The organism is Methyloversatilis discipulorum (genome assembly GCF_000385375.1).
GTDB classification, from domain to species: domain Bacteria; phylum Pseudomonadota; class Gammaproteobacteria; order Burkholderiales; family Rhodocyclaceae; genus Methyloversatilis; species Methyloversatilis discipulorum_A.
The window spans coordinates 160,847-183,995 of the sequence record NZ_ARVV01000001.1 but is presented as its reverse complement, the minus strand read 5'-3'; the positions used below and the strand labels follow the sequence as shown (position 1 = coordinate 183,995).

Genomic DNA, 23,149 nt, shown 5'->3' with positions numbered 1-23,149 from the left:
CAGCGTACGGAGTTGTCCATGTCCATCACCGAAGCCCAGGTCCAGAGCGCGCTCAAGGAACTGATAGACCCGAATACCGGCAAGGATTTCGTCAGCACGCGCAGCGCGCGGAACATCCGCATCGACGGCGCCGACGTGTCGGTCGACATCGAACTGGGCTATCCGGCGAAAAGTCAGATGGACCACCTGCGCCGTCTCGCCATCGCCTGTCTGCGCGCGATTCCGGGTGTCGGCAACGTCAGCGTCAGCGTGACGCAGAAGATCGTGTCGCACGCGGTGCAGCGCGGCGTGAAGCTGCTGCCCGGCGTCAAGAACATCATCGCCGTCGCTTCCGGCAAGGGCGGCGTCGGCAAGAGCACCACCGCGGTTAACCTGGCGCTGGCGCTGGCCGCCGAAGGTGCGACCATCGGCCTGCTCGACGCCGACATCTACGGCCCGTCGCAGCCGCAGATGCTGGGCATCACCGGCCGCCCGGAATCGCCGGACGGCAAGTCGCTGGCGCCGATGACCGCCTACGGCATCCAGGCGATGTCTATCGGCTTCCTGATCGACGTCGAAACGCCGATGGTGTGGCGCGGCCCGATGGTGACCTCGGCGCTGGAACAGCTGCTGACCGAAACCCGCTGGGACGAGGTCGACTACCTGGTGATCGACATGCCGCCAGGCACCGGCGACATCCAGCTGACGCTGGCGCAGAAGGTGCCGGTCACCGGTGCGGTCATCGTCACGACGCCGCAGGACATCGCACTGCTGGATGCGCGCAAGGGCCTGAAGATGTTCGAGAAGGTGGGCATTCCCATCCTCGGCATCGTCGAGAACATGAGCCTGCACACCTGTTCGAAGTGCGGCCACGAAGAGCACATCTTCGGCGAGGGCGGCGGCGCACGCATGGCGGCCGACTACGATCTGGAAGTGCTCGGTTCGCTGCCGCTGGCGATGCAGATCCGCGAACAGGCGGACTCCGGCAAGCCCACCGTGGTGTCCGACCCGGATGGCCGCGTCGCCGAAATCTACCGCGACATCGCGCGCAAGGTTGCGGTGAAGATCGCCGACAAGGCGAAGGACATGACGGCCAAGTTCCCGAGCATCGTCGTGCAGAACACCTGATCGCACCGCCGGCCGGGCGGTCGCGTGGGAGAGTCCGGATGAAGCTGCTGAAACTGCTTGTTCTTGCATCCTGCAGCGCACTGCCCGCATATCTGCAGGCCGCCGACCCGGTCAAGGGCGGAGAACTGGTGACCGAAGCGCAGTGCGAAAGCTGCCACGACGATCGCTACGGCGGCGGAGACGGAACCCAGATCTATCTGCGCAGCGACCGCCGCGTCAATTCACTGGCGCAGCTGGCCACCCAGGTCAGCGTATGCAATTCGCAACTCAATACCGGCTGGTTTCCGGAAGACGAGGCACACGTCGTCGCCTATCTGAACAAGCGCTTCTACAAGTTCAGATAGGGTCTGGTTCAGCTCGCCGAGCGCCGGCAGTAGCAATAGACGAACTGCTGCACGGCGCCGCCCGGCGTATGGTGCGTTTCGCGGCTGTGTTCCAGCAGTTCGAAGGGCGCGCCGAACTCCGCGTGCAGCGTGTCGGCGCCGTAGCGCATGACCGGCAGCCCGCTGCAGCGATCCGGCCCGTCTTCTGCGAAGGTGGCGACGATGACGTGACCGCCCGGCTTCACCGACTGCAGCACCCGTTCGACATAGGCGTGTCGCTGTGCCGCATCAGTGAGGAAGTGGAAGACCGCGCGGTCGTGCCACAGGTCGTAGCGCTGGCGCGGCAGATCGACCGCCGTGATGTCCGCCTCGACCCAGCTCACCCGTCGCGCGTCGTCGCCGAGCCGCACCTGCGCCGCAGCCAGTGCGGCAGCGGACAGATCGAGTACGGTGAGGTCGTGATAGCCACGCGTCAGCAGATCGTCGGCCAGCGTCGACGCGCCGCCGCCGACGTCGATGATCGCCGCATCGCGCGTAAGGCCGGCGCGGGCGATCAGCTCCAGCGAGTGTTCGGCATGCGGCTGGAACCAGCTCACGCTGTCCGGCGTCCGCTGGGCATACACCGCTTCCCAGTGCGTCTTCGCCCGGCCGTTCATCGCGCCGCAGCCTTCAATCCGGTGGCGATCGCCTCGTCCAGGTAGGCGCCGTAGAAATCCGCCTTGCCGGCGCCGATCAGCGGCGAAGCGACCTGCTGGCCCCGCGCGTCGAGGAACAGCACGGTGGGTGCGAACTGCACCTTGAGCCGTCTGGCAAAGGCGGCCTGCGTGGTCGAGGTGCCATCGAAATCGGTCAGCGCGCGTGCACTGTTCAGGTCGATCTCGCGCACCACCAGCCGGCCGCGATTTGCGGCGTCTCGCGCCAGTGGCGCCAGGTAGTGGTTGCGCACCTCTTCGCAGTAGTGGCAGCCGGGCAAGGAGAACAGCACGACGAACACCACGCCCGGATTGGCCGCCTCGCGCGCGTCGTTCGCCGCGTGCACCAGCACCGGCAGCGTCGTGCCAGCGGTACGCGCGGGCTTGGCGGCCAGCGCTGGGCAGACGACCAGCGCAGCGGCAGCGATGAGGGCACGCCACTTCATTTGCCGAGCGCCTCCTGTTCCATGCGCAGGAAGGTGCCGTAGGCGTTGATGCGGTTGGCGGCATCGAAGGCCGGCATCTTTTCCCAGCGGCTCCAGTCGGTGCGCGCGTAGGCTTCGTCAAACGGCATGAACTCGGCGACGGCGCGGCCCATCTGCTCGCGCAGGTAGCCGATGTAGTCGCGGGTCATGCCGAGATCGCGCGCCGGGTCGGTCGATGCCGGGCCGTGGCCGGTCACCAGCGTGCCCGGCTTCATCGCCAGCAGTTGCTCCATCGTACTGAGCCAGCGCTTGCTGTCGGCGTCGCCGACGAAGGGGATGCGGCCGATGAACAGGATGTCGCCCGAGTAGATGACGCGGTCCTCGCGCACGACGATGACCATGTCGTCCGGTGCGTGCGCCGGGCCGAGATAGACCAGCTCGAAGGTGATGTCGCCCATGCGGAAGCTGGTGTCGCCCTCCAGCCAGACGTCGGCGCCGACCAGCCGCGTGTTGGCGTCTACCCAGGGGTCGAGGTCGCGCCTGCGCTGTTCGAGCCGGGCGCGCCCCTCTTCGCCCTCGATGTACTCGCGGCCGGCGCGGTGCGCCCATACATCGGCGCCGACAGCCTTGAAGGTCTGCAGGCCGTAGAAGTGATCGGCGTGGTAGTGGGTGACCAGCACGCGCCTGATCGGCTGATCGGTCACCGTGCGGATCGCGGCAATCAGCGCCTGGCCCAGCGCGGGCGTGCCGAGCGCGTCGATCACCACCACGCCGTCGCCGGTGACGACGAAGCCGGCATTCGAGTTGAACGCCTCGTTGGCGAGGCTGGCCGGGCCGGATTCGCCCTGCACGAACCAGCTGTGCGGGCCGACCTGCACCGGCTTCAGCGGTGCGCGCAAGGCGGGTGCGTCGCCCGCTGCTGCGAACTGCGCGAGGAGGAGTGCGCAGCTGGCAAGCAGCCATCGGAACAGCGGGCGACGCAACGGGCGCATGGTCAGGCCATCCCCGGGTTGCCGGCCACGCCCTGCAACTCGGGCAGGTTGAGCTTGACCGGCTTCACCGTCTTCACGTCCTTCAGGTAACGCGCCATCAGGTCCCAGATCGGTTCGCCGCCGGCGTTCCGCGCCTCTTCCGACACCGGCGCCCAGCCGGCGACGCGGTAGGTCTTCGATGCTTCGAGCGGCTTGCCGTCGAGGGTCATGCCGCTGATGCGACTGCCCATCTTCGCGGTCGGATCGCAGCGGTACTGCAACCCGCCGACGCGCACCATGTCGCCGCCCTGCTGGTAGTAGGGATCGGGGTTGAACAGGTTGTCGCAGACGTCTTCCAGCACCGTCTTGATGAACTCGCCGGTCATCGGCGTCAGCGTCGTGTACGGGTAGGTGATGGCCGTCTGGTCGAGCAGGTTCTCCATCGTGATGGCATCGCCCGGCAGCAGGCTGGTGCCCCAGCGGAAGCCGGGCGAGAACGCGATTTCGGCGTCTTTCATCTTCATCAGCCCGTCCAGGATGAGCTGATCGAAGCTGCCGTTGAAATTGCCGCGGCGGTAGAGCAGACCTTCGGTCACCGCCAGCTTTTCGTTCAGCTTCGCCTCATACGGCGCGCGCATCTTCGTCACCAGCGCGGTCATGTCGGCATCGGCCGGAATCAGGTTGGAGAACACCGGCAGCAGGTGGTAGCGGAAGTCGCTCACCTTGCCGCCCTTGACGTCGAAATCCAGCACGCCGAGGAACTTGCCGTTGGAGCCGGCGTTGGTCACCAGCGTCTGGCCGCCGCCGTTCTTGACGATGACCGGTGCCGGCACACCGTCGTGCGTGTGGCCGCCCATGATGGCGTCGATACCGCGCACGCGCGAAGCCATCTTGATGTCGACATCCATGCCGTTGTGCGACAGCACGACCACCACCTGCGCGCCCTTGGCGCGGGCGGCGTCGACATGCTCCTGCATCGACTCGTCGTTGATGCCGAAGCTCCATTCCGGCGTGAAGTAGCGCGGATTGGCGATCGGCGTGTAGGGGAAGGCCTGACCGACGATGGCCACCGGCACGCCATTGATCTGCCTGATCACGAAGGGCGGGAACACCTGGTCGCCGAAGTCGGTGGTCTTCACGTTCTGCGCAACGAAATCGATCCTGCCGGCGAAGTCGCCATCGACGATCTGCTTCACGCGTTCGGCGCCGTAGGTGAATTCCCAGTGGCCGGTCATCACATCGACGCCGAGCAGCTTGCAGGCATCGACCATGTCCTGGCCCTTGGTCCACAGCGACAGGCCTGAACCCTGCCAGGTGTCGCCGCCATCGAGCAGCAGTGCGCCGGGCCGGCTGGCCTTCATGCGCTTGACCAGCGTGGCGAGGTGGGCGAAGCCGCCCACCTTTCCGTAGGTCTTCGCCGCCTGCGCGAAGTCGAGGTAGGTGAAGGCGTGTGCCTGCGGCGTGCCCGGCGCGATGCCGAACTGCTTCAGCAATTTCTCGCCGACCAGATGCGGCGCGCGACCGGCCATGTCGCCGATGCCCAGATTCACGTCCGGCTCGCGGAAGTAGATCGGCATCAGCTGCGCATGGCAGTCGGTCATGTGCAGCAGGCTCACGTTGCCGAAGCGCGGCAGTTCGTACATCTGCCCGGCCGCTGCCGCGGCACGGGCAAAGTCGTTGTGCAAGGTCATTCCGCCGGCGCCGGCCAGCGCCAGCAGCTGCAGGAACTCGCGGCGGTGCATGCTCATCGGCGCATCACTCCGCGTTGACCGGCGACTTCGGGTCGAGCAGCAGGGCCACGATGTGGCGGATCTGCTTCTCGTCGAGGATGGCGTGCGCACCGAAGCGCGGCATGTTGGTACATGCGGTGTAGGCGTTCGGGTTCCAGATCTTGCCCCACACATATTTCTGCGTCGCCTCGGTGTTGCCGTGCAGCTTGCCGTACTGGTAGAGGCTGGGGCCGATGGTGCCGAAGGAAATCTCCTTCTTCGTGATGCGGTGGCAGTTGTAGCAGTTGCCGCCATTCGGATCGCCCGCTTTGTCGCTCCAGGTCAGGCCGCGACCGCTCTGCGCGATCTTCTCGCCTTCCTTCCAGTCGCCGAGGTAGTTGCCGTCGGACGGCCACTTGATGCCGGCCATCGCGCTTTCCTGGATGCGGTCGCGCAGATCGTCGTCGATGTGGTGGCCGTGCTTGGAGCAGGCCGCCATCACTTCGTCCTGCTGCAGGCGGTCGGTCTTGACGATGCCCTGTTCGCGGAACGAACGTGCCATCACTTCCGCGGTGTCGCGGTCATACGCCGCCTGCTGTTCGGCACTCGGGCGGCCACCGGCACAGCCGGCGACGGTAGCGAGGGTGGCGAGCGCGAGTGCGGTGTTGCGCAAGGTGGTGTTCATGTGTCGTCTCCTCAGCGCTTGATCGAAGGCGCGGTGCTTTCGCCGGCACCGTTGGCGGTCACACCCAGATAGGCCGACAGCGCGATGGTCACGTCGGACCCGTACAGCGGGTAAGGGAAACGCTGCTGGCGGAAGCAGTCGTTCAGGCGCCGCTGCATGCTCCACAGTTCGCCGCTGGATACGCGGTAGGCCGGCCATGCGCCGAATCCGCGCGCGGCGTCCGGGCCCTTGGTCAGGTTGGGCAGATCCTGCAGGCGGATGCGCTTGCCGTCCTCGCCATGACAGGTGACGCAACCGAAATCGTGCGTGCCGCCGCGGTAGTTGAAGGCGCGCTTGCCGATCTCGTACATGCGCTTCTCTTCCGGATGCGAGGTCGGCACGTTGAACTTCATGCCGCGCGACTCGGCGGAAATCCACGCCACCAGCGCCTCGATGCTCTTCTGCTCGCCCTTGCCGAAGGGCGTCTTCGCGACCTCGTCGGCCGGAATGCCCTGCAGCGTTTCCATGCAGGTGAGCAGGCGCGATTCGAGGTCCTGCACCCTCTTGGTGTCGGCGAAGTAGCGCGGCAGCGTGACGAAGGCGCCCTTCACCACGCCCGGGCCCTGGCCCAGGTCGCACTTCTCCAGCGAGGCGTTCTTCGGGCCGCGCGCGGTGCGCCACAGTTCCTCGCCCTGCATTTCCCACAGTTCGGCGGGATTGCCGTCAGCCAGTGCCTCGCGGTACTTGGCAATGCCTTCGGCGGTCGCGTCGGCGCCTGCCGGCATCGCCGGCAGCATCAGCGCCAAGGCCGATGCGGCAACGCATGCGGCGTATCGGGTGCCATTCATATCTCTTCCTCCAGTCCTGCGTGTGATGACTCGACTGTGTGCGGGACTGACCTTCGTGAGGTCGTCCTGTCTCTTTGGTGGAGTGCTCCGGCGCTGCACGCCGGCCGGGGCGTCAGGACACGACGACTTCGTCGGTGCGCTTCTCGCCCTTGTTGTCCACCCAGCTCACGCTCACCTTGTCGCCCTTGGCACCGCCCTTGAACTTGAACTGCAGATAGGGGTTCTTCGATACCGCCGGGCCGAACTGGCCGGCCAGCACGACGCGGCCATTGTGGGTGGCGGTGATTTCGGTGATGTGGTGCGCCGGGATCAGGGCACCGGACGCGTCCTTGCGCTGGCCGGTTTCCATGTCGTGGCTCATCAGGATCTTCACTTCGGTTTCGGTGCCATTGCTGGCGGCGCGGATGCGCATCGGACCTGCTGCCATGTCTTGCTCCTTGAATGTACGGGTGTCGGGGAAGTCCGGGGGCTCAGCCGCCGCAGCCGCCCAGCGTCACCTTGATTTCCTTGGTGGTCATGTAGAAGCTGCCACCGGCCTTGACCAGCGCGAACACGTTCGAGGTCTGACCCATCTTGACGCGCGTGCTGACGTCGGCGGCCGTGCCCTCGGGCAGCGTGAAGCTGGCGGCCAGCATGCTCGGGTTCTTCTCGATCAGGATGGCGATGAACTCGGTGCCCGGCAGCGTGCTCTTGACGGCGACCGGCACGACGGCGCCGTTCTCGGCGATGTCGGGCGCATTGATCTGCACGTCCTTCGAGTCGGCCGGTTTGCCTGCGCCGAGCGCCTTGAGCGCGTCGTCCATCGTCTTGGCGTCGAATGCCGCCTTGTCCCATGCTGCCTGCGCCACTTCCGGCGTGATCAGACCGGCGGCAACCAGCACGCCGAACAGGCCCAGTGCGCCCCCGGACTTCAGGGCTTCTCTTCGCTGCGAGTTCATCTACTTCCTCCTCAGTTTTCGGGCGAACCCGACAAGATCCATTTCACCAACGCGCTGACGTCGGCATCGCTGACCTGCGCTTGCGGCGGCATCGGGACGTCGCCCCAGGCGCCGCTGCCGCCGTTCCTGATGCGGGCAGCGAGACCGGATTCTGCACCCTTGTCGTCCTTGTAGCGCTGCGCAACGTCGCGGAAGGCTGGGCCGAGTATCTTGCTGCCGACACCGTGGCAGCCGCTGCAGCCGTGCTTCTTCATCAGCTCGAGCGCCGGATGCGGCTTGGCGGCGGGCGCTGCAGCAGCGCCGGTCTTCTGGCCGCGCACCGGGCCGACCACACGGTTCTGCTCGGCCAGATTGCCGTGCGCATCGCGGGCGTAGTCGGGCAGGCTGGAACCCAGAGTGATCTGCGTCTTGCAGTTCTTCATGCAGGCGACGTTCTTCACGTCCGGCTTGCCTTTGACGTCCCACAGCCCGTGCTTCGTCGTCATGCCGTTGCGGTTGGGCATGCGCTTCTGTACGTCGGCGATGTTCTTGTCCGACAGCACATAATCGGCCGGCACGATCTCACCCAGATTCAGGATGTAGGCGAGCACGGCGTAGGTGTCATCGGCGCTGAGCGACTTCGGTGCATTCCACGGCATCGCACGGTGAATGTAATCCCACAGCGTGGATACGGTGGCCACTTTCATCAGCGTCGTGCGCTGCGGCGCGTCACCGCGGATATAGGCGCCGACGCGGCCCTTCTCGATGTCTTCCTTCGTCGTACCGCCGACGATGGGCGTGAACACCTCGTTGCTCTCGCCGAAGGTACCGTGACAGGAGGCGCACTTGCTCTCCCACACCTCCATGCCACGATCGACCGAGCCGGAACCGGGCGGCAGACCGGTGAAGTCGGGGCGTACGTCGATATCCCAGGCCTTCACCTCGGCCGGCGTAGCGCTGCGACCGATGCCTTCGTACTTGCCGGCGGCAAGGGTGGCGCCCGCGCTCAGTGCGAGTGCGGCAGCGAGGGCGAGTTCAGTAAACCTGGACATTGCTCACGTCTCCGCTTTCCGCCAGCTTCCACGACTGGATGGCGTTGTTGTGATAGATCGAGCGCGTGCCGCGCACCTCGCGCAGTTGCGCGTAGTTCGGCTGCACATAGCCGGTGTCGTCCATCGCGCGCGACTGCAGGATGGCCGGACTGCCGTCCCACACCCAGTCGATGTTGAAGCGGGTGAGCGCCTTCGACAGCACCGGTGTTTCCAGCCGGGCGGTGCGCCAGTTGCGGCCGCCGTCGGTCGATACATCCACCCGCTTGATCTTGCCGCGGCCCGACCAGGCGAGGCCGGAGATGTTGTGGAAGCCGCGGTCGAGCAGGGTCTGCCCGCCCGACGGCGTGGTGATGACCGACTTGCACTCCTGGATCGACGTGTACTGGCGGTGGGTGCCATCCGGCAGCAGGTCGATGTAGTGGATGGCTTCGTCCTTCGCCGCCCACGGCTTGTCGCCCACTTCGATGCGGCGCAGCCACTTCACCCAGGACACGCCCTGAATGCCCGGCACCACCAGGCGCAGCGGGTAGCCGTTCTCCGGACGCAGCATTTCGCCGTTCTGACCCCATGCGACGAGCACATCGTCGAGCGCGCGGTCGAGCGGGATGGTGCGCGTCATGCTCGAACCGTCGGCGCCTTCGGCCAGCACGAACTTCGCACGCTTCATGTCGATGCCGCAGTCGTCGAGCAGCACGGACAGCGGCACACCGGTGAATTCCGAACAGGACAGCATGCCGTGCGTGTACTGCACGGTGGGCACCGCAACATTGCCCCATTCCATGCCGGTATTGGCACCGCACTCGATGAAGTGGATGCGCGACACCGAGGGCAGACGCATCAGGTCGTCCATCGTGTAGACGCGGGCTTCCTTCACCAGACCATTCACCATCAGGCGGTGACGGGCCGGGTCGATGTCGTGCCAGCCCTGGTGATGGCGTTCGAAGTGCAGGCCGGACGGCGTGATGATGCCGAACAGGCCCTGCAGCGGCGCGAACGACACCGAGGCGGCGGCGACCCGGGTCAGGCCCGGGCTCTCGCGGCGCTTCAACCCGGATTCATACTGCGACGGTGTGCCGTAAGGCCGCTCGGCCACCGGGCGGCCCAGCGTGGTGCTGTGCTCGGGCAGCGTCAGGATGGCCGGGTCGCCCTCGGCGGCGCGTGCGACACCGGTGCCGGCCGCCACCGCAGTCGCGGCGACGAACGCGTTGCGCAGGAAATCGCGCCGACCGGCGGCGACCTCGCCTATCTGTTCAGGTGTAAGAAAGCCTTCGGGTGCGCGACGGATGCGCCCCGGACGGACGGGTGGCTGGGACATGTCTTCTCCGTGACTATTCGGACGCGATCTCGAGCGCGCGGCCGACCTTCTTCAGCGAGGCCTTGCTGGGTTTGCTGGGCAGATTGAGCGCGCTGCCCGACGCGATCTGGATGCAGACGGTGCGGCAGATCGACGGGAAGTTGGGGTCGATCAGCTTGTAGAAGACCATGCTGCCGTCCTTGCGGCGGCCGACGATGCCGGCGCGGTACAGCATGTTGAGATGGCGGGACGTGTTGGTCTGGCTCAGACCGGACTGGCTGACGACGTCGGCGACAGAGCGCTCGCCATCGCACAGGCAGTGCAGGATTTTCAGCCTTGCCGGCTCGGCCAGCAATCCGAAGTAATCGGCCACCGACTCGAATACCTTGTCCAGCTCCGGATCGTGTTCCATCGCTGCTCCTCATATCGTTTGAATTGAGCATATGCGCGATTGCGCATATCTGCAAGAAAAAATTTATCGATCTTTTGACTTGAGGGTGCGCGTTTTTTTGTCTAGCGTGTCGATAGTCCGCAACGAGCGCCTGCGCCAGAACGGACGCAATGGAACCCCAGTGCAGATACCGAGGAGGAAAAGAATCTTGAACAAGACATTGCCAGGGCTGACTCTGGCACTGCTGTCGCTGAGCGCGACGGCGGTGTACGCGGCGGATCCGAATCTCGGCCGCAATCTTGCGGCAACCTGTGCCAACTGCCACGGCACCGACGGCAACAGCGTCGGTGGCATGGAAGTGCTGGCGGGCATGCCCAAGGGCAAGATGCTCAATTCGCTGAAGGCTTTCCGCAACGGCGAGAAGCCGGCAACCATCATGCACCAGATCTCGAAGGGCTATACCGAGGCTCAGCTCGAACTGATCGCGGACTATTTCTCGTCGCGCACGCCGACCGGAGGTGGCAAATGAGCATCGGACGTCGCGGTTTCATACAGGGCACGCTGGGCGTGTCGGCCATGGCGGCGCTCTACGGTTGCGCCGGTGCCGGCAAGGGCAAGGGTCACGTGGTGGTGGTCGGTGGCGGCTACGGCGGCGCCACTGCAGCCAAGTACATTTCGATGTGGAGCAATGGCGGCATCCGCGTGACGCTGGTCGAGCGCAACGCCGCCTTCGTTTCGTGCCCGATCTCCAATCTGGTGCTGGCTGGCGAGAAGCAGCTGTCGGACATCACGGTGGGCTACGAAGGTCTGGCCAAGTACGGCATCAAGGTGGTGCAGGACGAAGTGACCGCGGTCGATGCCGACAAGCGCGTGGTCAAGCTCGCCAAGGGCGGCGACCTCGCTTACGACAGGCTGGTGCTGTCGCCGGGCGTGGACTTCATGTACGACGGGCTCCCCGGGCTGCAGTCGGCCGCAGCGCAGCAGGCCATCCTGCACGCCTGGAAGGCCGGTCCGCAGACGGTGGCGCTGCGCAAGCAGCTCGAAGCGATGCCGGATGGTGGCGTTTTCGCGATGACCATTCCGAAGGCGCCCTATCGCTGCCCGCCCGGACCGTACGAGCGAGCCTGCATGGTGGCGCACTACTTCAAGACGAAGAAGCCGAAGTCCAAGGTGCTGGTGCTCGATGCCAACGAGGAGATCGTGTCGAAGAAGGGCCTGTTCCTGAAGGCCTGGGCCGACAACTACAAGGACATCATCGAGTACCGCCCGCAGAGCGAGCTGCGCGACGTCGATGCCGGCAACCGTACGGCCATCCTCGAGTTCGATCAGGTGAAGGCGGACGTGCTCAACGTGGTGCCGCCGCAGCGCGCCGGCGACATCGCCGCGAAATCGGGGCTGAAGCTGATCAACAACCGCTGGGTGGACATCAACTGGCTGACGATGGAATCGACCAGCACGCCGAACATCCACGTGCTCGGCGACGCCATCTTCCCGGCGCCGACCATGCCGAAGTCGGGCCATATGGCGAACCAGCACGCGAAGCTCGCTGCCGCCGCCATCGTGAACCTGATGGCGGGCCAGCCGCCGTCGGACTCGCCACTGGTGATGAACACCTGCTACAGCTTCGTCGATGCGACCAACGTCGTACACGTGGCGTCGGTGCACGCCTACGACCCGGCCACCAAGCAGGTGCAGCCGGTCAAGGGCGCCGGCGGCCTGTCCGCGGGCCCGACCGAGATGGAAGGCAAGTTCGCGCTTGCCTGGGCGAAGAACATCTGGGCCGACATGCTGGTCTGATCGCGCCGTCTTTTCCGCCCAGGGCGGCTCTCCGACAAGGGGAGCCGCCCTTTTTTCATGTCCGCGCGTCGGCCGCGACCCCGCTATTGACCGGGTAGAAACCCTCGATACCGGGCGTGCTCGTCCGGATTTTCCCCGCCCTCCTCGCCGCGTAGAACTGTCGCTGTCATGCGATGCGCCCGCAGCGGTGCACGCACGACGGACAACAAGGCAGTCATGCCCACAACAAGGACAAGGAGGAAGAAGAATGAGCCGTGTACTCAAGCGGACGGTGACGGTATTCGCACTTGCGCTGCCGGTGGCGGTGCAGGCGGCGGCAGGTGACTGGGAGCTCAGTCTGGGACTGATGTCGGTCAACGCGGACATGGATTCACCGGTGCTGGGCGTCGACGCATCGGACCGGGTGACGCCGGTGATCAACGCAAGCTATTTCCTGACCCGTCAGATCGCGCTGAATACCGCGGCCGGCATTGCGCGTCACCGCTTCAGCCTCGGCGGTGCCACGCTGGGCCGGGCTTCGATGGCGCCGCTGAACCTGGTGGCGCAATGGCATTTCCTGCCTGAAGGGCGCTTCCGTCCCTATGTCGGCGTCGGCGTCCACCACACGCTGTTCTTCGACCAGGAAGGACCGGTCTTCGACCAGCTCGCCCGCTTCAAGTCCGATACCGGTCTCGTGCTGCAGGCAGGTGTCAGCTGGTCGGTGTCGGAGCGCTGGTTCATCAACCTGGACTACAAGAAGTTCTACCTCGAAACCGACGTGCGCTTCTCCGGAGCGCCCGCCCGTGTGGAACGCATCGGTCTCGATCCCGACGTGTTCAGCCTTGCATTCGGCATGCGCTTCTGAGCGGCGACGGCGGCCATGCAGGATGACCCTCCAGTGCCTGGTGGCGTGGCCGTCGTCGTCGATGCGCGCGGCAGCCATTGCCCGGGCGCGCTGATGGAACTGATCGTTGCGCTCAAGCACGCGCGGCGCGGAGAGTTCCTGCTGGTGCTGGCAGACGACCCCGGTTCGGCGCGGGAGATTCCCGAGTGGCTGGCCAAGGTGGGTCAGCGTCACGTGTCTACCCGCAGCGAGCGGGGGGTTCTGCACATCATGGTCGAGAAGACGCGTGGCTAGGCCCATGCCGGAGGAGCGGACTTCATGCGCATCATGATCGTCGGCGCCGGCATCGGTGGCACGATACTGGCCAACAGGCTGGCAAGGCTGCTGGCGCCGGAGCTGCAGCGCGGCGAGGTGGATGTGGTGGTGCTCTCGGCGTCGCCAAGACATCTCTACCAGCCCGGCCTGCTGCATCTAGCACTCGGACAGACCACGGTGGATGCCTTGTATCGCGACCAGCGCACGCTGCTCGATCCGCGCATCGCGCTGTTGATCGACGAGGTGGTCGCCTTTGCGCCGGACTCGAAGCAGGTGCGGGGCGCCAGCGGCAATGCCTACAGCTATGACTGGCTGGTCATCGCCACCGGCTCGCGAGTGACACCGGAAGAGGTGCCGGGCCTGGCCGAAAATGCGCACGGCTTCTACACCGAGGCTGCGGCACTCAGGCTGGCACAGGCACTGCAGGCGTTCGACGGTGGCCGCGTCGTCGTCACCACCGGCGTCCCACACAAATGCCCGATGGCACCGCTGGAACTGACCTTCCTGCTGCAGGAGCTGTTCGTGCGACGTGGCATCGCGCCGCGCGTCGATCTGCTCTACACCTATCCGATCGGCCGCCTGCATTCGATCGAGGCCGTCGCCGAATGGGCGCGCATCGAGTTTGCCCGCCGCGGCGTACGCAGCGCGACCTACTTCAATATCGCGTCGGTCGATGGCGCTACGCGCGCGGTGCACAGCGAGGAGGGGCTGAGCGTCGACTACGATCTGCTGATCGCCATTCCGCCGCACCGTGGCGCCGAGGCGATCGAACGCAGCGGTCTGGGTCCGCGCGGCTGGGTGCCGACGCATCGGCGGCTGCTCTCCATGCAGGGGCGCGACGATGTGTTCGTGCTCGGCGACACCACCAATCTGCCGGTGAGCAAGGCGGGCTCGACGGCACGTTTCCAGGCCGAGGTGATCGCCGCGAACCTGGCCTCGCGCGTACGCGGCGGCGGCGACACCCATGGCTATGACGGCAAGGTGTTGTGCTTCATCGAAACCAGCCGTGACCGCGCCACCTACGCCGCCTTCAACTACGCCGAACCGCCGCGCCCGCACGCGCCCAGCCGCGCGATGCACATGGCGAAGACCTTCTATCACCGTCTCTACTGGTCGTCGCTGAGAGGTTTTCCGTGACGGCCCGCGCAGAGGACTGGCGTGCGCTGGAGGACTGGTGCGAACGCGCCGGACTGATCGAGGCGCCGTGCGTGCTGGCGGATATGGCACGAAGCGGCGCGCTCGATCGCCTGGTCGCCGACGCGATCCGCGCCTGGCGGCAGCACGATGCGCGGCATACCGGCGCCTACGAGCCGGCCGCGCCGGAGGCAGTCGGCCTGCAGCGGCTATTCGAACTGTTCGAGGACGGCTTCACGCCCGACATGGTGTCCGACGCTGCGGATCTCGCCGGCGGTGCGCTGCGCCTGCTGCGTCTGCTGAACAGTCCGGGCGTGGCCCGTCTGCTCGATCGTCTTGAGCGCGCGGCATCGCGCGACGACGGGCTGGAGTGCTCCGCTCTGCTGACGCTGCTTCAGGCCCTGAACGACGGGTCGGCGCGCGCCGCCGGCGCTGCATCGCCCGGTGGAGCGGCATCGCTTTTTCGCCTGCTGATGCGCCCGGACACTCAGGATGCGCTGCACTGGCTGGCCGCGGTGGCGCGCAGTGCGCGCGGCGGCTGAACTCAGCGCCCGGCGACCCCGAGCGCGGCTTCGGCGTAAGACCGGAACTGCGCCAGCGCCCGCGCGATCGCGACGGCGGGGTCGCGGACGCGGCCCATGACCAGCGCGCCCTCGATCACCACGAGCAGGTGCTCGGCCAGATCTTCGGCACGCACCGGAGGTGGCGCGTCCAGCAGCGCGATGATCTGCGCGAACTGTGCGCGGGCGCCCTCCATCCAGCGCTCCAGCGCGGCGGCGCAGGCCCGCCGCAGCGGAGAGGACGGATCGGACGACTCGTAGGCGAGGATGGCGAACAGGCAGCCTTCGCGAAAGCGCGCGTCTTCGCCGTACATGTCGCCGAGCAGGTCGAGGTAGGCGTGCAACTGGCTGCGTGCGCTGCGCTTGCGCAGCGGCAGATGAGCCTGCATGCGCAGCCGGCCCTCCTGTTCGAAATGGTCGAGCAGGGCCAGGCCGAACCCTTCCTTGTCGCTGAAGTGATGGAAGAAGGCGCCCTTCGTCATCTGCGACAGCGTGCAGATCTCATCCACCGACGTCGCCGAGAAGCCCTTGCGCATGACAAGGTCGCGAGCAGTGTCGAGCAGTTCGTTCTTGCGGGAAGGGCGGCTCATGCTGGCGGCGCGGACGGAGTGGACAACCGCTTTCTAGCACGAGGCGCGACTGCGTGGCGGGGTCGGTCGCACGACAGATGCCGCGGTGAAAACAGGGGCGTGCGCCATCGGAGGCGATATGGCGCACGCGCCGCGGAAGTTTCCCCTTCTTCCCGGTCGAGATGCGACACCACGCGGGGGCTGCGCGGTGCGCGATGCGGTGCGGTCGACCGGCAGGTGCGGGCACGCACGCACCGGAGCCGCGACTCTTGTGCCCGCGACCGGCGCGGAGGGCCGGGCGCTCGGTCGCGGGATGTCGCCACTATGGCCGAGCGGCACGGGAGGCGGAAATCCGGTCGATTCCCTGTTCCGCCAAGGGGTTTCCCGCGCGGCCGTGCGGCATGCTCGTGCCGGTGCCGATCCAGCCGGAGTCCGGCGACTGGATGCACAGCGACTGCTTCACCAGTTCGGTCAGCGAGCGCGCAGCCATCTTTTCCATCACGTGCGCGCGGTGCGCCTCCACCGTCTTGCTCGACAGGCCGAGCACCTGCGCGATCACCTTGTTCGGCCGGCCCTCGACCACCAGATCCATCACCTCGCGCTCGCGTGGCGTCAGGCTGGCGTAGCGGTCGAGCAGCGCTGCGCGAGCGCTGCGGCAACGGCGCGTTTCACTGTTGAGCCCGATCGCCTGCTGTACGCGGTCGAGCAGGGTCTGGTCGTCGAAGGGCTTCTCCAGGAAGTCGAAAGCGCCGGCCTTGATCGCCTTCACCGCGTTGGCCACGCCACCGTGACCGGTGATGAAGATGACCGGCAGTCCTACATCGCGATCGCGCAGCCGCTGCTGCAGCTCAAGGCCACTCATGCCCGGCATGCGTACATCGAGCACCAGACAGCCCCACGGATCGGCGTCCATCGCGGCGATGAAGTCGAGCGCGTTGCGGTAGGTCCGGACGCGGAGCCCGATGGACTCCAGCAACCAGGACAGCGACGACGACACCGCGTCGTCGTCGTCAACCACGTAGACCGTCGGTTCCGTTCCGTCCATGCAGTGTCTCCCCCGTTTGCAGCGTGAACCGGAAGGTCGCGCCGTCGTTGTCGTTCTTTGCGAGCCAGAGTTGTCCGCCGTGTGCTTCGATGATGGAGCGGCTGATCGGCAGACCCATGCCCATGCCTTCGTCCTTGCTGGTGAAGAAGGGCTGGAAGATGCGCGACGGGTCGGCGCCGTCGATGCCGGGCCCGGAGTCGGCGATGTCCACGAAGGCGTAGCCGTCGTGTCCGTGCCCGGTGGATACGCGGATCTCGCGGCAAGGGGATGCGGCGGTCGTCATCGCCTCGATCGCGTTGCGCATCAGGTTCAGCAGCACCTGCTCCACCTCGATGCGCGATCCGCGCGCCGGCGGCAGGTCGGCGGCCGGCGAGAACAGGATGCTCACGCCGTGCGCGCGCGCTTCCGAGCCGATCAGCGCGCTGGTGGCCTGCACGATGTCGTTGAGGTCGAGCGCGGTGAGCGCCGGTTCGCGTTTGCCGAGGAAGGTACGCAGATTGCGGATGATGCCGGCGGCACGCTCCGCCTGCGTGCACACGTGTTCGAGCGATTCGAGCACCTCCGGTGCGGCGGCGGCCTGAGCGCGCAGGCGGCGCAGCGACCCGCGCGTGTAATTGACGATGGCCGCCAGCGGCTGGTTCAGCTCGTGCGCGAGATTGGTCGCCATCTCGCCCATGGTGCAGGTGCGCACCACGTGGGCGAGCGCAGACAGGTGCTGCCGATCCTGTTCCTCGGCGGCGCGCCTTTCGGTCATGTCGCGGGTGACGCCGAGCAACGCAATGATGTCGCCATGTTCGTCGCGCAGCGGTGCCGCACTGGTTTCCATCCAGCGCAGACGCCCCTGCAGGCTGGTCAGGCGGAATTCCAGTCGCCCGCTCTCGCCGCGGAACACCCGCTCGGTCAGTTCGATGTAGGGCTGGCGATGCTCTTCGGCGATGAAGGAGAAGATGGAGCGACCGATCACCTGATCGGTCGAACACGCATCCATCATGGCGAGGCCGGCCGGGTTCATTTCCAGCACGCTGCCGTCACAGGTATGCAGCTTCACGCATTCCGGCTCGGATTCGAGCAGCAGACGCAGCCGCTGCTCGCTCGACGTCAGGCGCGACTCGGCCTCGCCGTGCGCGGTCACCAGCGCATCGCGCTCCGATTGCAGCGTGCGTATTGTCTGCGCCGCCTCCGCCAGTCGCTGCCGGTGCGTGCGCAGCGCCCATATCGATGAGCTCGCCATCGCGAGCATGGCGAGCAGACCGATGCCGGCCAGCGCATTCATGCCTGATGCACCCTGCATTCGACACCGGCTAAGGGAAATCCCTCGGCTGCGCCGGAGTTCGTCCGGATGGTGGCGCTGCCGTGCCGGCGGTAGCGTTGAGGCCGTTCCGGAGTACAGACCCGGGCCGGCGAGCCAGAAGGCATGTCGGAACGATGAGCGGCAGTCTTCACGATGGCTGATCCAGTGCTCCGGGCTGCTGCGTTGCAGCGACAAGAATGGCGGCGCAATGCCTCCGCGTTACGACTATAAACATACCAAACGGTACGTCAACCGGTTTGCATGCGCAGCCCGGAGACGGTGTCGGGCCGCACCCGATGCGGCCGGCACGACCGACAACCAGAGGAAGGAAATCCTGATGAGCAAGCTGAAAGCCACCGCCCTTGCATTTGCCCTGATTGCTTCGTTCGGCGGCACGCTGCCGGTACAGGCCGACGAAACCTGCAATTCGCCCTACACGACGAAGCTGATCAAGGGGCAGGAGGATTTCGTCCACGTGTGGACGCTGGGCGTGAAGGGCATGGGTGACGAGTCGGACAAGCTGGTCACCGTGGACGTGAATCCGAAATCGAAGGACTACGGCAAGGTGGTCCATTCGGTCACCGTCGGCGGCCGCGGCGAGGCGCACCACACCGGCTTCACCGATGATCGTCGATTCCTGTGGGCAGGCCGGCTCGACGACAACCGCATCTTCGTGTTCGACATCGCCAGCGATCCGGCGAAGCCGAAGCTGGTGCACACCATTTCCGACTTCACGCAGAGGACCGGCTATGTCGGTCCGCATACCTTCTACGCGCTGCCCGGCCGGATGATGGTGCAGGCCCTGTCCAACGACAAGGATCACGGCGGCCGCACCGGGCTGGTCATCTACAACAACAAGGGCGAGTTCGTCGAAAAGTACGACATGCCGACCGGCAAGCACGGCGATGTGATGGCCGACGGCTACGGCTACGACATCGGCATCAATCCGCAGAAGAACGCACTGCTTACTTCCAGCTTCACCGGCTGGAACAACTACATGATGGACTTCGGCAAGATGGTGAAGGATGCCGATGCGATGAAGCACTTCGGCAACACCATGGTCATGTGGGACCTGAAGTCGATGAAGCCGCAGAAGGTGATGAACGTGCCCGGCGCACCGCTGGAGATCCGCTGGTCGCTGAAGAGCGGCGACAACTGGGCCTATACGGCCACCGCGCTCACTTCGAAACTGGTGCTGATCAAGCAGGACGCGAAGGGCGAGTGGCAGGCGAAGGAGGTCGGTACGGTCGGTGACCCGTCCAAGGTGCCGCTGCCGGTCGACATTTCGATCACCGCCGATGCGAAGGGGCTGTGGGTAAACACCTTCCTCGACGGCACCGCGCGCTACTTCGACATCTCGAATCCGGAGGCGCCGAAGGAGGTCTACCAGAAGGTGATCGGTTCGCAGGTAAACATGGTGAGCCAGAGCTGGGACGGCAAGCGGGTGTACTTCACCACCAGCCTGCTCGGCAACTGGGACAAGAAGGGCGGTGACGACCAGCAGTTCCTGAAGCTGTTCCACTGGGACGGAAAGGCGCTGAGCGAGAAGTTCTCGATCGACTTCTATGCGCTCAAGCTGGGCCGTGCGCATCACATGAAGTTCTCGGCGAAGCCGGCGAGCACCGCCGGGCTGAAGGAGCGCGTTGCCGAACTCGCCGCGAACCGCTGAGCCGAGGCGAACACATGCCGATCTTCCGCCGCGTCCGGACGGCGGCGACGGCGCTCGTGCTGGGCGCCCTGCTGGCCGATGGCTCGCAGGGCGCATCCAACGCCGAACTCGCGCCCAGTACGCCGCATCAGGATTTCGTCGCGCCCGCCGCGGGCAGCTACCGGTTGCCGCCGATACAGCGCTCGCCCAACGGGCGGGTGGTGGACATCGACGGCCGTACCTACGGGCTCGCCCGCTATACGCGGGAGCGCATCACGCTGCTGTCCTTCATGTACACCTACTGCGTAGACCCGGTGGGCTGCCCGCTTGCCTACGCAACGCTGACGCAGTTGCGCGAGCGTCTGCTGCGTCGGCCCGACATGGCGCGTCAGGTCAGGCTGGTCAGCCTGTCCTTTGATCCGTCGCACGACGACGCAGCATCGATGCGCATGTACGCCGGTGCGCTGGCCGATCCGAAGAGCCCGGTGCGCTGGCACTTCCTCACCACGCGTTCGGTCGCCGATTTGAAACCCATGCTCGACGACCTCGGTCAGGACGTGTCGGTCGAACTGGACACCCAAGGTCGGCCGACGCGGGTGCTCAACCACATGCTCAAGCTCTTCCTGATCGATCGCGACGGCCGTGTACGCGAGATCTACACCACCGCCTTCCTGATGCCTGAGGTCATGTTCAATGACATCGAAACACTTCTTCTCGAAACGCCGCGTGCGCCCTGAATGCGCGCTGGCGCTGACGCTCGCGCTGACCGGCTGTGCCGGCGAGGTGGCGCAGAGCCCTCACCCGATGGTTGCCGCCGCACCGCTGGGCCTGCCCGTCATGCCGCACCCGCCGGACAACCCGCCCACGGCAGCGCGCATCGAACTGGGGCGCAAGCTCTTCTTCGACCGCCGACTGTCCTTTAACGGCACGATGTCGTGCGGCATGTGCCATGTGCCCGATCACGGCTTCACTTCCAACGAACTGCGCATGGCGATCGGCAACGAGGGTGCCACGGTAAGACGCAACGCGCCGACCGTGCTCAACGTCGGCTATCACCCGCGCCTGTTCCACGACGGCCGCGAGGGCGAACTGGAAGCCCAGGTGTGGGGGCCGTTCCTTGCGCACAACGAAATGGGCAACCCGTCGATCGGCCACGTACTGGACAAATTGCGCGCGCTGCCCGACTACCAGGGCGTGTTCGAGCGCGCTTTCGACGGCCGCGGGCCGACGGTCGAGACGGTAGGGCAGGCCCTGGCCGGCTATCAACGCTCGCTGGTATCGGCCAATTCCCGCTTCGATCGCTACCGCTACGGCGGCGACCAAATGGCGCTGACCGCGCAGGAGCGGCAGGGGCTGGAGGTGTTCGCTGGAAAGGGACGCTGCACCACCTGTCACACGATGGGCGAGAAGTCCGCGCTGTTCTCGGATTTCCGCTATCACAACACCGGCGTCGGCTGGTTGCGCGGCTTGCCGCAGCCGCTGGTCGAGATCCAGCTGGTGCCCGGATTGCAGACGACGATGACGGCCGAACGCATCGATTCGATCGGCGAGAAGGTACCGAACGACGTCGGCCGCTTCGAAATCACGCTCGACCCGGACGACCGCTGGGCCTATAAGACACCGATGCTGCGGAACGTGGCGCTGACAGCGCCCTATATGCACGACGGCTCGCTATCGACGCTCGAGGCGGTGGTGGACTTCTACGACCGTGGCGGCGGTGGCGCGTCGGAACAGAGCACGCTGATCGTGCCGCTGCATCTGGACGACGAGGAGAAGACCGCACTGGTCGCCTTCCTGAAGACGCTGACCGGTGAGCACCAGCGCTGGGTCGACGAAGGCCTGCGCCAATCGACCTTCATGACTACGCTGAACCCGGTCACCGACTCCGGCCCGGCGACGACGACTTCGCGCGGGCGCTGAGCCGGGCCCCGCCCCGCGCGGTGCGGCGGGGCAGGCGGCGCGTGCTTTTCGGCGCCGAACTTGCAACAATTGCGTCCTTTTGCGGCGCCTTCCGGGGCCGCGCACGCAATCGAGGGCACGCAGATGAGCATCAAGTCCGACCGCTGGATACGCCGCATGGCGCAGGAGCACCACATGATCGACCCCTTCGAACCGGGTCAGGTGCGCCACATCGACGGCCGGCGCATTGTGTCCTACGGCACGTCGAGCTATGGCTACGACGTGCGCTGCGCGTCCGAATTTAAGGTGTTCACCAATATCAACTCGACCATCGTCGACCCGAAAACCTTCGACCCGAACTCCTTCGTCGAGATGGACGCCGAGTCCTGCATCATCCCGCCGAACTCGTTCGCGCTGGCGCGCACGGTCGAGTACTTCCGCATTCCGCGCAACGTGCTGGTCGTCTGTCTGGGCAAGAGCACCTATGCGCGCTGCGGCATCATCGTGAACGTGACGCCGCTGGAACCGGAATGGGAAGGCCACGTGACGCTGGAGTTCTCCAACACGACGCCGTTGCCGGCGCGCATCTACGCCAACGAGGGCGTCGCCCAGATGCTGTTCTTCGAGTCGGACGAGCCGTGCGAAACCTCGTACAAGGACCGCGGCGGCAAGTACCAGGGCCAGACCGGGGTTACGTTGCCTAAGATCTGACTGTTAAGGATTGTCTCGATCGACCGCGCCCGCGGTCTGCAAAAATCGGTCAAGTCCTGCGCTTTCAAGGGCTTGTGTGCATAGCAGCAAAGAGCGTCCGCCAGGGCCCGGCGAAAGCGTGACTTTATGAACGGTCGTGCACCTCGCCGCTGCCTACACTCCGCCTCACTTTCAGATTTCAGGCGGAGATTCACATGTTCAAGAGCATTCTCGTGGCGTCGGGCATCGCGCTGGCGTCCTTCAGCGCAGCCGCGGTCGAGTCGAACCAGATCGACGGGCTCTACAACACCGGCGCCGGCCTGGCCTCCGGCAAGATCGACACCCATTACAGCTTCGAAGCGATCAGCGGGACGGCAGTCGGTACCGACGGCCACGGCGTGACCACCCGCCAGACCGGCCTGAACTCGATGTTCTACGCCTGGCTCGACAACACGGCCGACTCGAAGTGGCTGACGCCGACCATCAATGCCCGTCAGAGCTACGACCCGACCGAGCCGGGCCTGTACAAGTGGTCGATCTCCTTCGACCTGACCGGCCTGGACATCACTTCCGCCTGGATCACCGGTCGCTGGGCTGCCGATAACAACGGCTACATCCAGCTGAACGGCACGACGATTTCGAGCGGTTCGGCCCTCGATTCCTGGACCTCGTTCTCGGCCACTGCCGGCTTCCTGTCCGGCGTGAATACGCTGGACTTCTTCGTTACCAACCTTGCGCAGAAGGTGGGCAACGCCACCGGCGTGCGTGTCGAATTCCTCGACAGCTACGCGGTCGCGGCAGTGCCGGAACCCGAGTCGTGGGCGCTCATCGTCGCCGGTCTGGCAGTGGTCGGCGCGATCGCACGTCGCCGCATCGGCTGACCGCCTCTTACACCCTGTTTCACCCTGCGGGGCCGCCTTGTGCGGCCCCGATTGTTTTGCCATCTCGAACTGATACCATCGCGCGCTTCAAGCCTGCAGTCCTG

The 23,149-nt window shown here is 65.9% G+C and carries 27 protein-coding genes; 13 read left to right on the top strand and 14 right to left on the bottom strand.

Going from position 1 to position 23,149, the window contains the following annotated elements:
- Positions 1-18: 18 nt before the first annotated feature.
- Complete coding sequence (gene apbC / locus METRZ18153_RS0100885) at positions 19-1,107, top strand: iron-sulfur cluster carrier protein ApbC (RefSeq protein WP_020162959.1); 1,089 nt, start codon at positions 19-21, stop codon at positions 1,105-1,107.
- 38 nt (positions 1,108-1,145) lie between these two features.
- Positions 1,146-1,451, top strand: a complete 306-nt coding sequence (locus tag METRZ18153_RS0100880; RefSeq protein ID WP_019915869.1) for a hypothetical protein — start codon at positions 1,146-1,148, stop codon at positions 1,449-1,451.
- 8 nt (positions 1,452-1,459) lie between these two features.
- Here METRZ18153_RS0100880 and METRZ18153_RS0100875 read toward each other — a convergent pair whose 3' ends face one another.
- The 11 genes from METRZ18153_RS0100875 to METRZ18153_RS0100825 form a co-directional block, all read right to left on the bottom strand.
- Positions 1,460-2,086: a class I SAM-dependent methyltransferase gene (locus tag METRZ18153_RS0100875; protein WP_020162958.1), complete on the bottom strand. Its 627-nt coding sequence runs from the start codon at positions 2,084-2,086 to the stop codon at positions 1,460-1,462.
- Positions 2,083-2,568: a thioredoxin fold domain-containing protein gene (locus METRZ18153_RS0100870; RefSeq protein ID WP_020162957.1), complete on the bottom strand. Its 486-nt coding sequence runs from the start codon at positions 2,566-2,568 to the stop codon at positions 2,083-2,085. Before METRZ18153_RS0100870 ends, METRZ18153_RS0100875 begins: the two co-directional genes overlap by 4 nt.
- Positions 2,565-3,539 (bottom strand): MBL fold metallo-hydrolase, encoded by a 975-nt coding sequence (locus METRZ18153_RS0100865; protein WP_051091665.1) that lies wholly within the window; start codon positions 3,537-3,539, stop codon positions 2,565-2,567. The genes METRZ18153_RS0100870 and METRZ18153_RS0100865 overlap by 4 nt, the downstream gene beginning before the upstream one ends.
- Before the next feature lie 2 nt (positions 3,540-3,541).
- A complete protein-coding gene (gene soxB, locus METRZ18153_RS0100860) occupies positions 3,542-5,266 on the bottom strand; it encodes a thiosulfohydrolase SoxB (protein ID WP_020162955.1) in 1,725 nt (574 codons plus the stop codon).
- Between the two features lie 7 nt (positions 5,267-5,273).
- Positions 5,274-5,912, bottom strand: a complete 639-nt coding sequence (soxX, locus tag METRZ18153_RS0100855; protein WP_020162954.1) for a sulfur oxidation c-type cytochrome SoxX — start codon at positions 5,910-5,912, stop codon at positions 5,274-5,276.
- A gap of 11 nt (positions 5,913-5,923) precedes the next feature.
- Complete coding sequence (soxA, locus tag METRZ18153_RS0100850; RefSeq protein WP_020162953.1) at positions 5,924-6,739, bottom strand: sulfur oxidation c-type cytochrome SoxA; 816 nt, start codon at positions 6,737-6,739, stop codon at positions 5,924-5,926.
- Positions 6,740-6,851: 112 nt separating this feature from the next.
- Complete coding sequence (soxZ, locus tag METRZ18153_RS0100845) at positions 6,852-7,166, bottom strand: thiosulfate oxidation carrier complex protein SoxZ (RefSeq protein ID WP_020162952.1); 315 nt, start codon at positions 7,164-7,166, stop codon at positions 6,852-6,854.
- A 43-nt stretch (positions 7,167-7,209) separates the two neighbouring features.
- Positions 7,210-7,677: a thiosulfate oxidation carrier protein SoxY gene (gene soxY / locus METRZ18153_RS0100840; RefSeq protein ID WP_020162951.1), complete on the bottom strand. Its 468-nt coding sequence runs from the start codon at positions 7,675-7,677 to the stop codon at positions 7,210-7,212.
- Positions 7,678-7,688: 11 nt separating this feature from the next.
- Positions 7,689-8,708 carry a c-type cytochrome gene (locus METRZ18153_RS0100835; RefSeq protein WP_020162950.1) on the bottom strand — a complete coding sequence of 340 codons (1,020 nt, stop codon included), beginning with the start codon at positions 8,706-8,708 and terminating at the stop codon, positions 7,689-7,691.
- Positions 8,692-10,023, bottom strand: a complete 1,332-nt coding sequence (gene soxC, locus METRZ18153_RS0100830) for a sulfite dehydrogenase (RefSeq protein ID WP_020162949.1) — start codon at positions 10,021-10,023, stop codon at positions 8,692-8,694. The genes METRZ18153_RS0100835 and soxC overlap by 17 nt, the downstream gene beginning before the upstream one ends.
- A gap of 13 nt (positions 10,024-10,036) precedes the next feature.
- Positions 10,037-10,414 (bottom strand): ArsR/SmtB family transcription factor, encoded by a 378-nt coding sequence (locus tag METRZ18153_RS0100825; RefSeq protein WP_019915880.1) that lies wholly within the window; start codon positions 10,412-10,414, stop codon positions 10,037-10,039.
- 187 nt (positions 10,415-10,601) lie between these two features.
- Between METRZ18153_RS0100825 and METRZ18153_RS0100820 the strand changes: the two genes are divergently transcribed.
- The 6 genes from METRZ18153_RS0100820 (at position 10,602) to METRZ18153_RS0100795 (ending at position 15,004) form a co-directional block, all read left to right on the top strand.
- Positions 10,602-10,922 (top strand): c-type cytochrome, encoded by a 321-nt coding sequence (locus tag METRZ18153_RS0100820; RefSeq protein WP_020162948.1) that lies wholly within the window; start codon positions 10,602-10,604, stop codon positions 10,920-10,922.
- Positions 10,919-12,190 (top strand): NAD(P)/FAD-dependent oxidoreductase, encoded by a 1,272-nt coding sequence (locus METRZ18153_RS0100815; protein ID WP_020162947.1) that lies wholly within the window; start codon positions 10,919-10,921, stop codon positions 12,188-12,190. Before METRZ18153_RS0100820 ends, METRZ18153_RS0100815 begins: the two co-directional genes overlap by 4 nt.
- Positions 12,191-12,437: 247 nt before the next feature.
- Entirely contained in the window at positions 12,438-13,034 is a 597-nt protein-coding gene (locus METRZ18153_RS0100810; RefSeq protein ID WP_020162946.1) for an OmpW/AlkL family protein, read from the top strand.
- A gap of 15 nt (positions 13,035-13,049) precedes the next feature.
- Positions 13,050-13,307: a sulfurtransferase TusA family protein gene (locus tag METRZ18153_RS0100805; RefSeq protein WP_051091664.1), complete on the top strand. Its 258-nt coding sequence runs from the start codon at positions 13,050-13,052 to the stop codon at positions 13,305-13,307.
- A gap of 24 nt (positions 13,308-13,331) precedes the next feature.
- Positions 13,332-14,465 (top strand): NAD(P)/FAD-dependent oxidoreductase, encoded by a 1,134-nt coding sequence (locus METRZ18153_RS0100800; RefSeq protein ID WP_020162944.1) that lies wholly within the window; start codon positions 13,332-13,334, stop codon positions 14,463-14,465.
- The gene (locus METRZ18153_RS0100795; RefSeq protein ID WP_020162943.1) at positions 14,462-15,004 is read left to right on the top strand and encodes a hypothetical protein; all 543 of its coding nucleotides are present in this window, start codon (positions 14,462-14,464) and stop codon (positions 15,002-15,004) included. Before METRZ18153_RS0100800 ends, METRZ18153_RS0100795 begins: the two co-directional genes overlap by 4 nt.
- Before the next feature lie 2 nt (positions 15,005-15,006).
- Here the strand turns inward: METRZ18153_RS0100795 and METRZ18153_RS0100790 are convergent, their stop codons facing one another.
- The 3 genes from METRZ18153_RS0100790 to METRZ18153_RS0100780 all read right to left on the bottom strand — a co-directional run bounded on the left by METRZ18153_RS0100790 (position 15,007) and on the right by METRZ18153_RS0100780 (position 17,909).
- Entirely contained in the window at positions 15,007-15,612 is a 606-nt protein-coding gene (locus METRZ18153_RS0100790; RefSeq protein ID WP_020162942.1) for a TetR/AcrR family transcriptional regulator, read from the bottom strand.
- Positions 15,613-15,913: 301 nt separating this feature from the next.
- Positions 15,914-16,636, bottom strand: coding sequence for a response regulator transcription factor (locus METRZ18153_RS0100785; RefSeq protein ID WP_029143466.1), 723 nt, complete (start codon positions 16,634-16,636; stop codon positions 15,914-15,916).
- Positions 16,602-17,909: a two-component system sensor histidine kinase NtrB gene (locus METRZ18153_RS0100780; RefSeq protein ID WP_020162940.1), complete on the bottom strand. Its 1,308-nt coding sequence runs from the start codon at positions 17,907-17,909 to the stop codon at positions 16,602-16,604. Before METRZ18153_RS0100780 ends, METRZ18153_RS0100785 begins: the two co-directional genes overlap by 35 nt.
- A 355-nt stretch (positions 17,910-18,264) precedes the next feature.
- Here METRZ18153_RS0100780 and mtoX point away from each other — a divergent pair, with 355 nt between their 5' ends.
- The 5 genes from mtoX (at position 18,265) to METRZ18153_RS0100755 (ending at position 23,045) form a co-directional block, all read left to right on the top strand.
- Entirely contained in the window at positions 18,265-19,596 is a 1,332-nt protein-coding gene (mtoX, locus tag METRZ18153_RS0100775) for a methanethiol oxidase (protein WP_020162939.1), read from the top strand.
- A 14-nt stretch (positions 19,597-19,610) separates the two neighbouring features.
- Positions 19,611-20,312: an SCO family protein gene (locus METRZ18153_RS0100770; RefSeq protein WP_081629049.1), complete on the top strand. Its 702-nt coding sequence runs from the start codon at positions 19,611-19,613 to the stop codon at positions 20,310-20,312.
- A complete protein-coding gene (locus METRZ18153_RS19870; protein ID WP_081629048.1) occupies positions 20,269-21,495 on the top strand; it encodes a cytochrome-c peroxidase in 1,227 nt (408 codons plus the stop codon). The genes METRZ18153_RS0100770 and METRZ18153_RS19870 overlap by 44 nt, the downstream gene beginning before the upstream one ends.
- Positions 21,496-21,618: 123 nt before the next feature.
- Positions 21,619-22,185 carry a dCTP deaminase gene (dcd, locus tag METRZ18153_RS0100760; protein ID WP_019915891.1) on the top strand — a complete coding sequence of 189 codons (567 nt, stop codon included), beginning with the start codon at positions 21,619-21,621 and terminating at the stop codon, positions 22,183-22,185.
- Positions 22,186-22,379: 194 nt separating this feature from the next.
- The gene (locus METRZ18153_RS0100755) at positions 22,380-23,045 is read left to right on the top strand and encodes a PEP-CTERM sorting domain-containing protein (protein ID WP_020162938.1); all 666 of its coding nucleotides are present in this window, start codon (positions 22,380-22,382) and stop codon (positions 23,043-23,045) included.
- Positions 23,046-23,149: the final 104 nt, after the last annotated feature.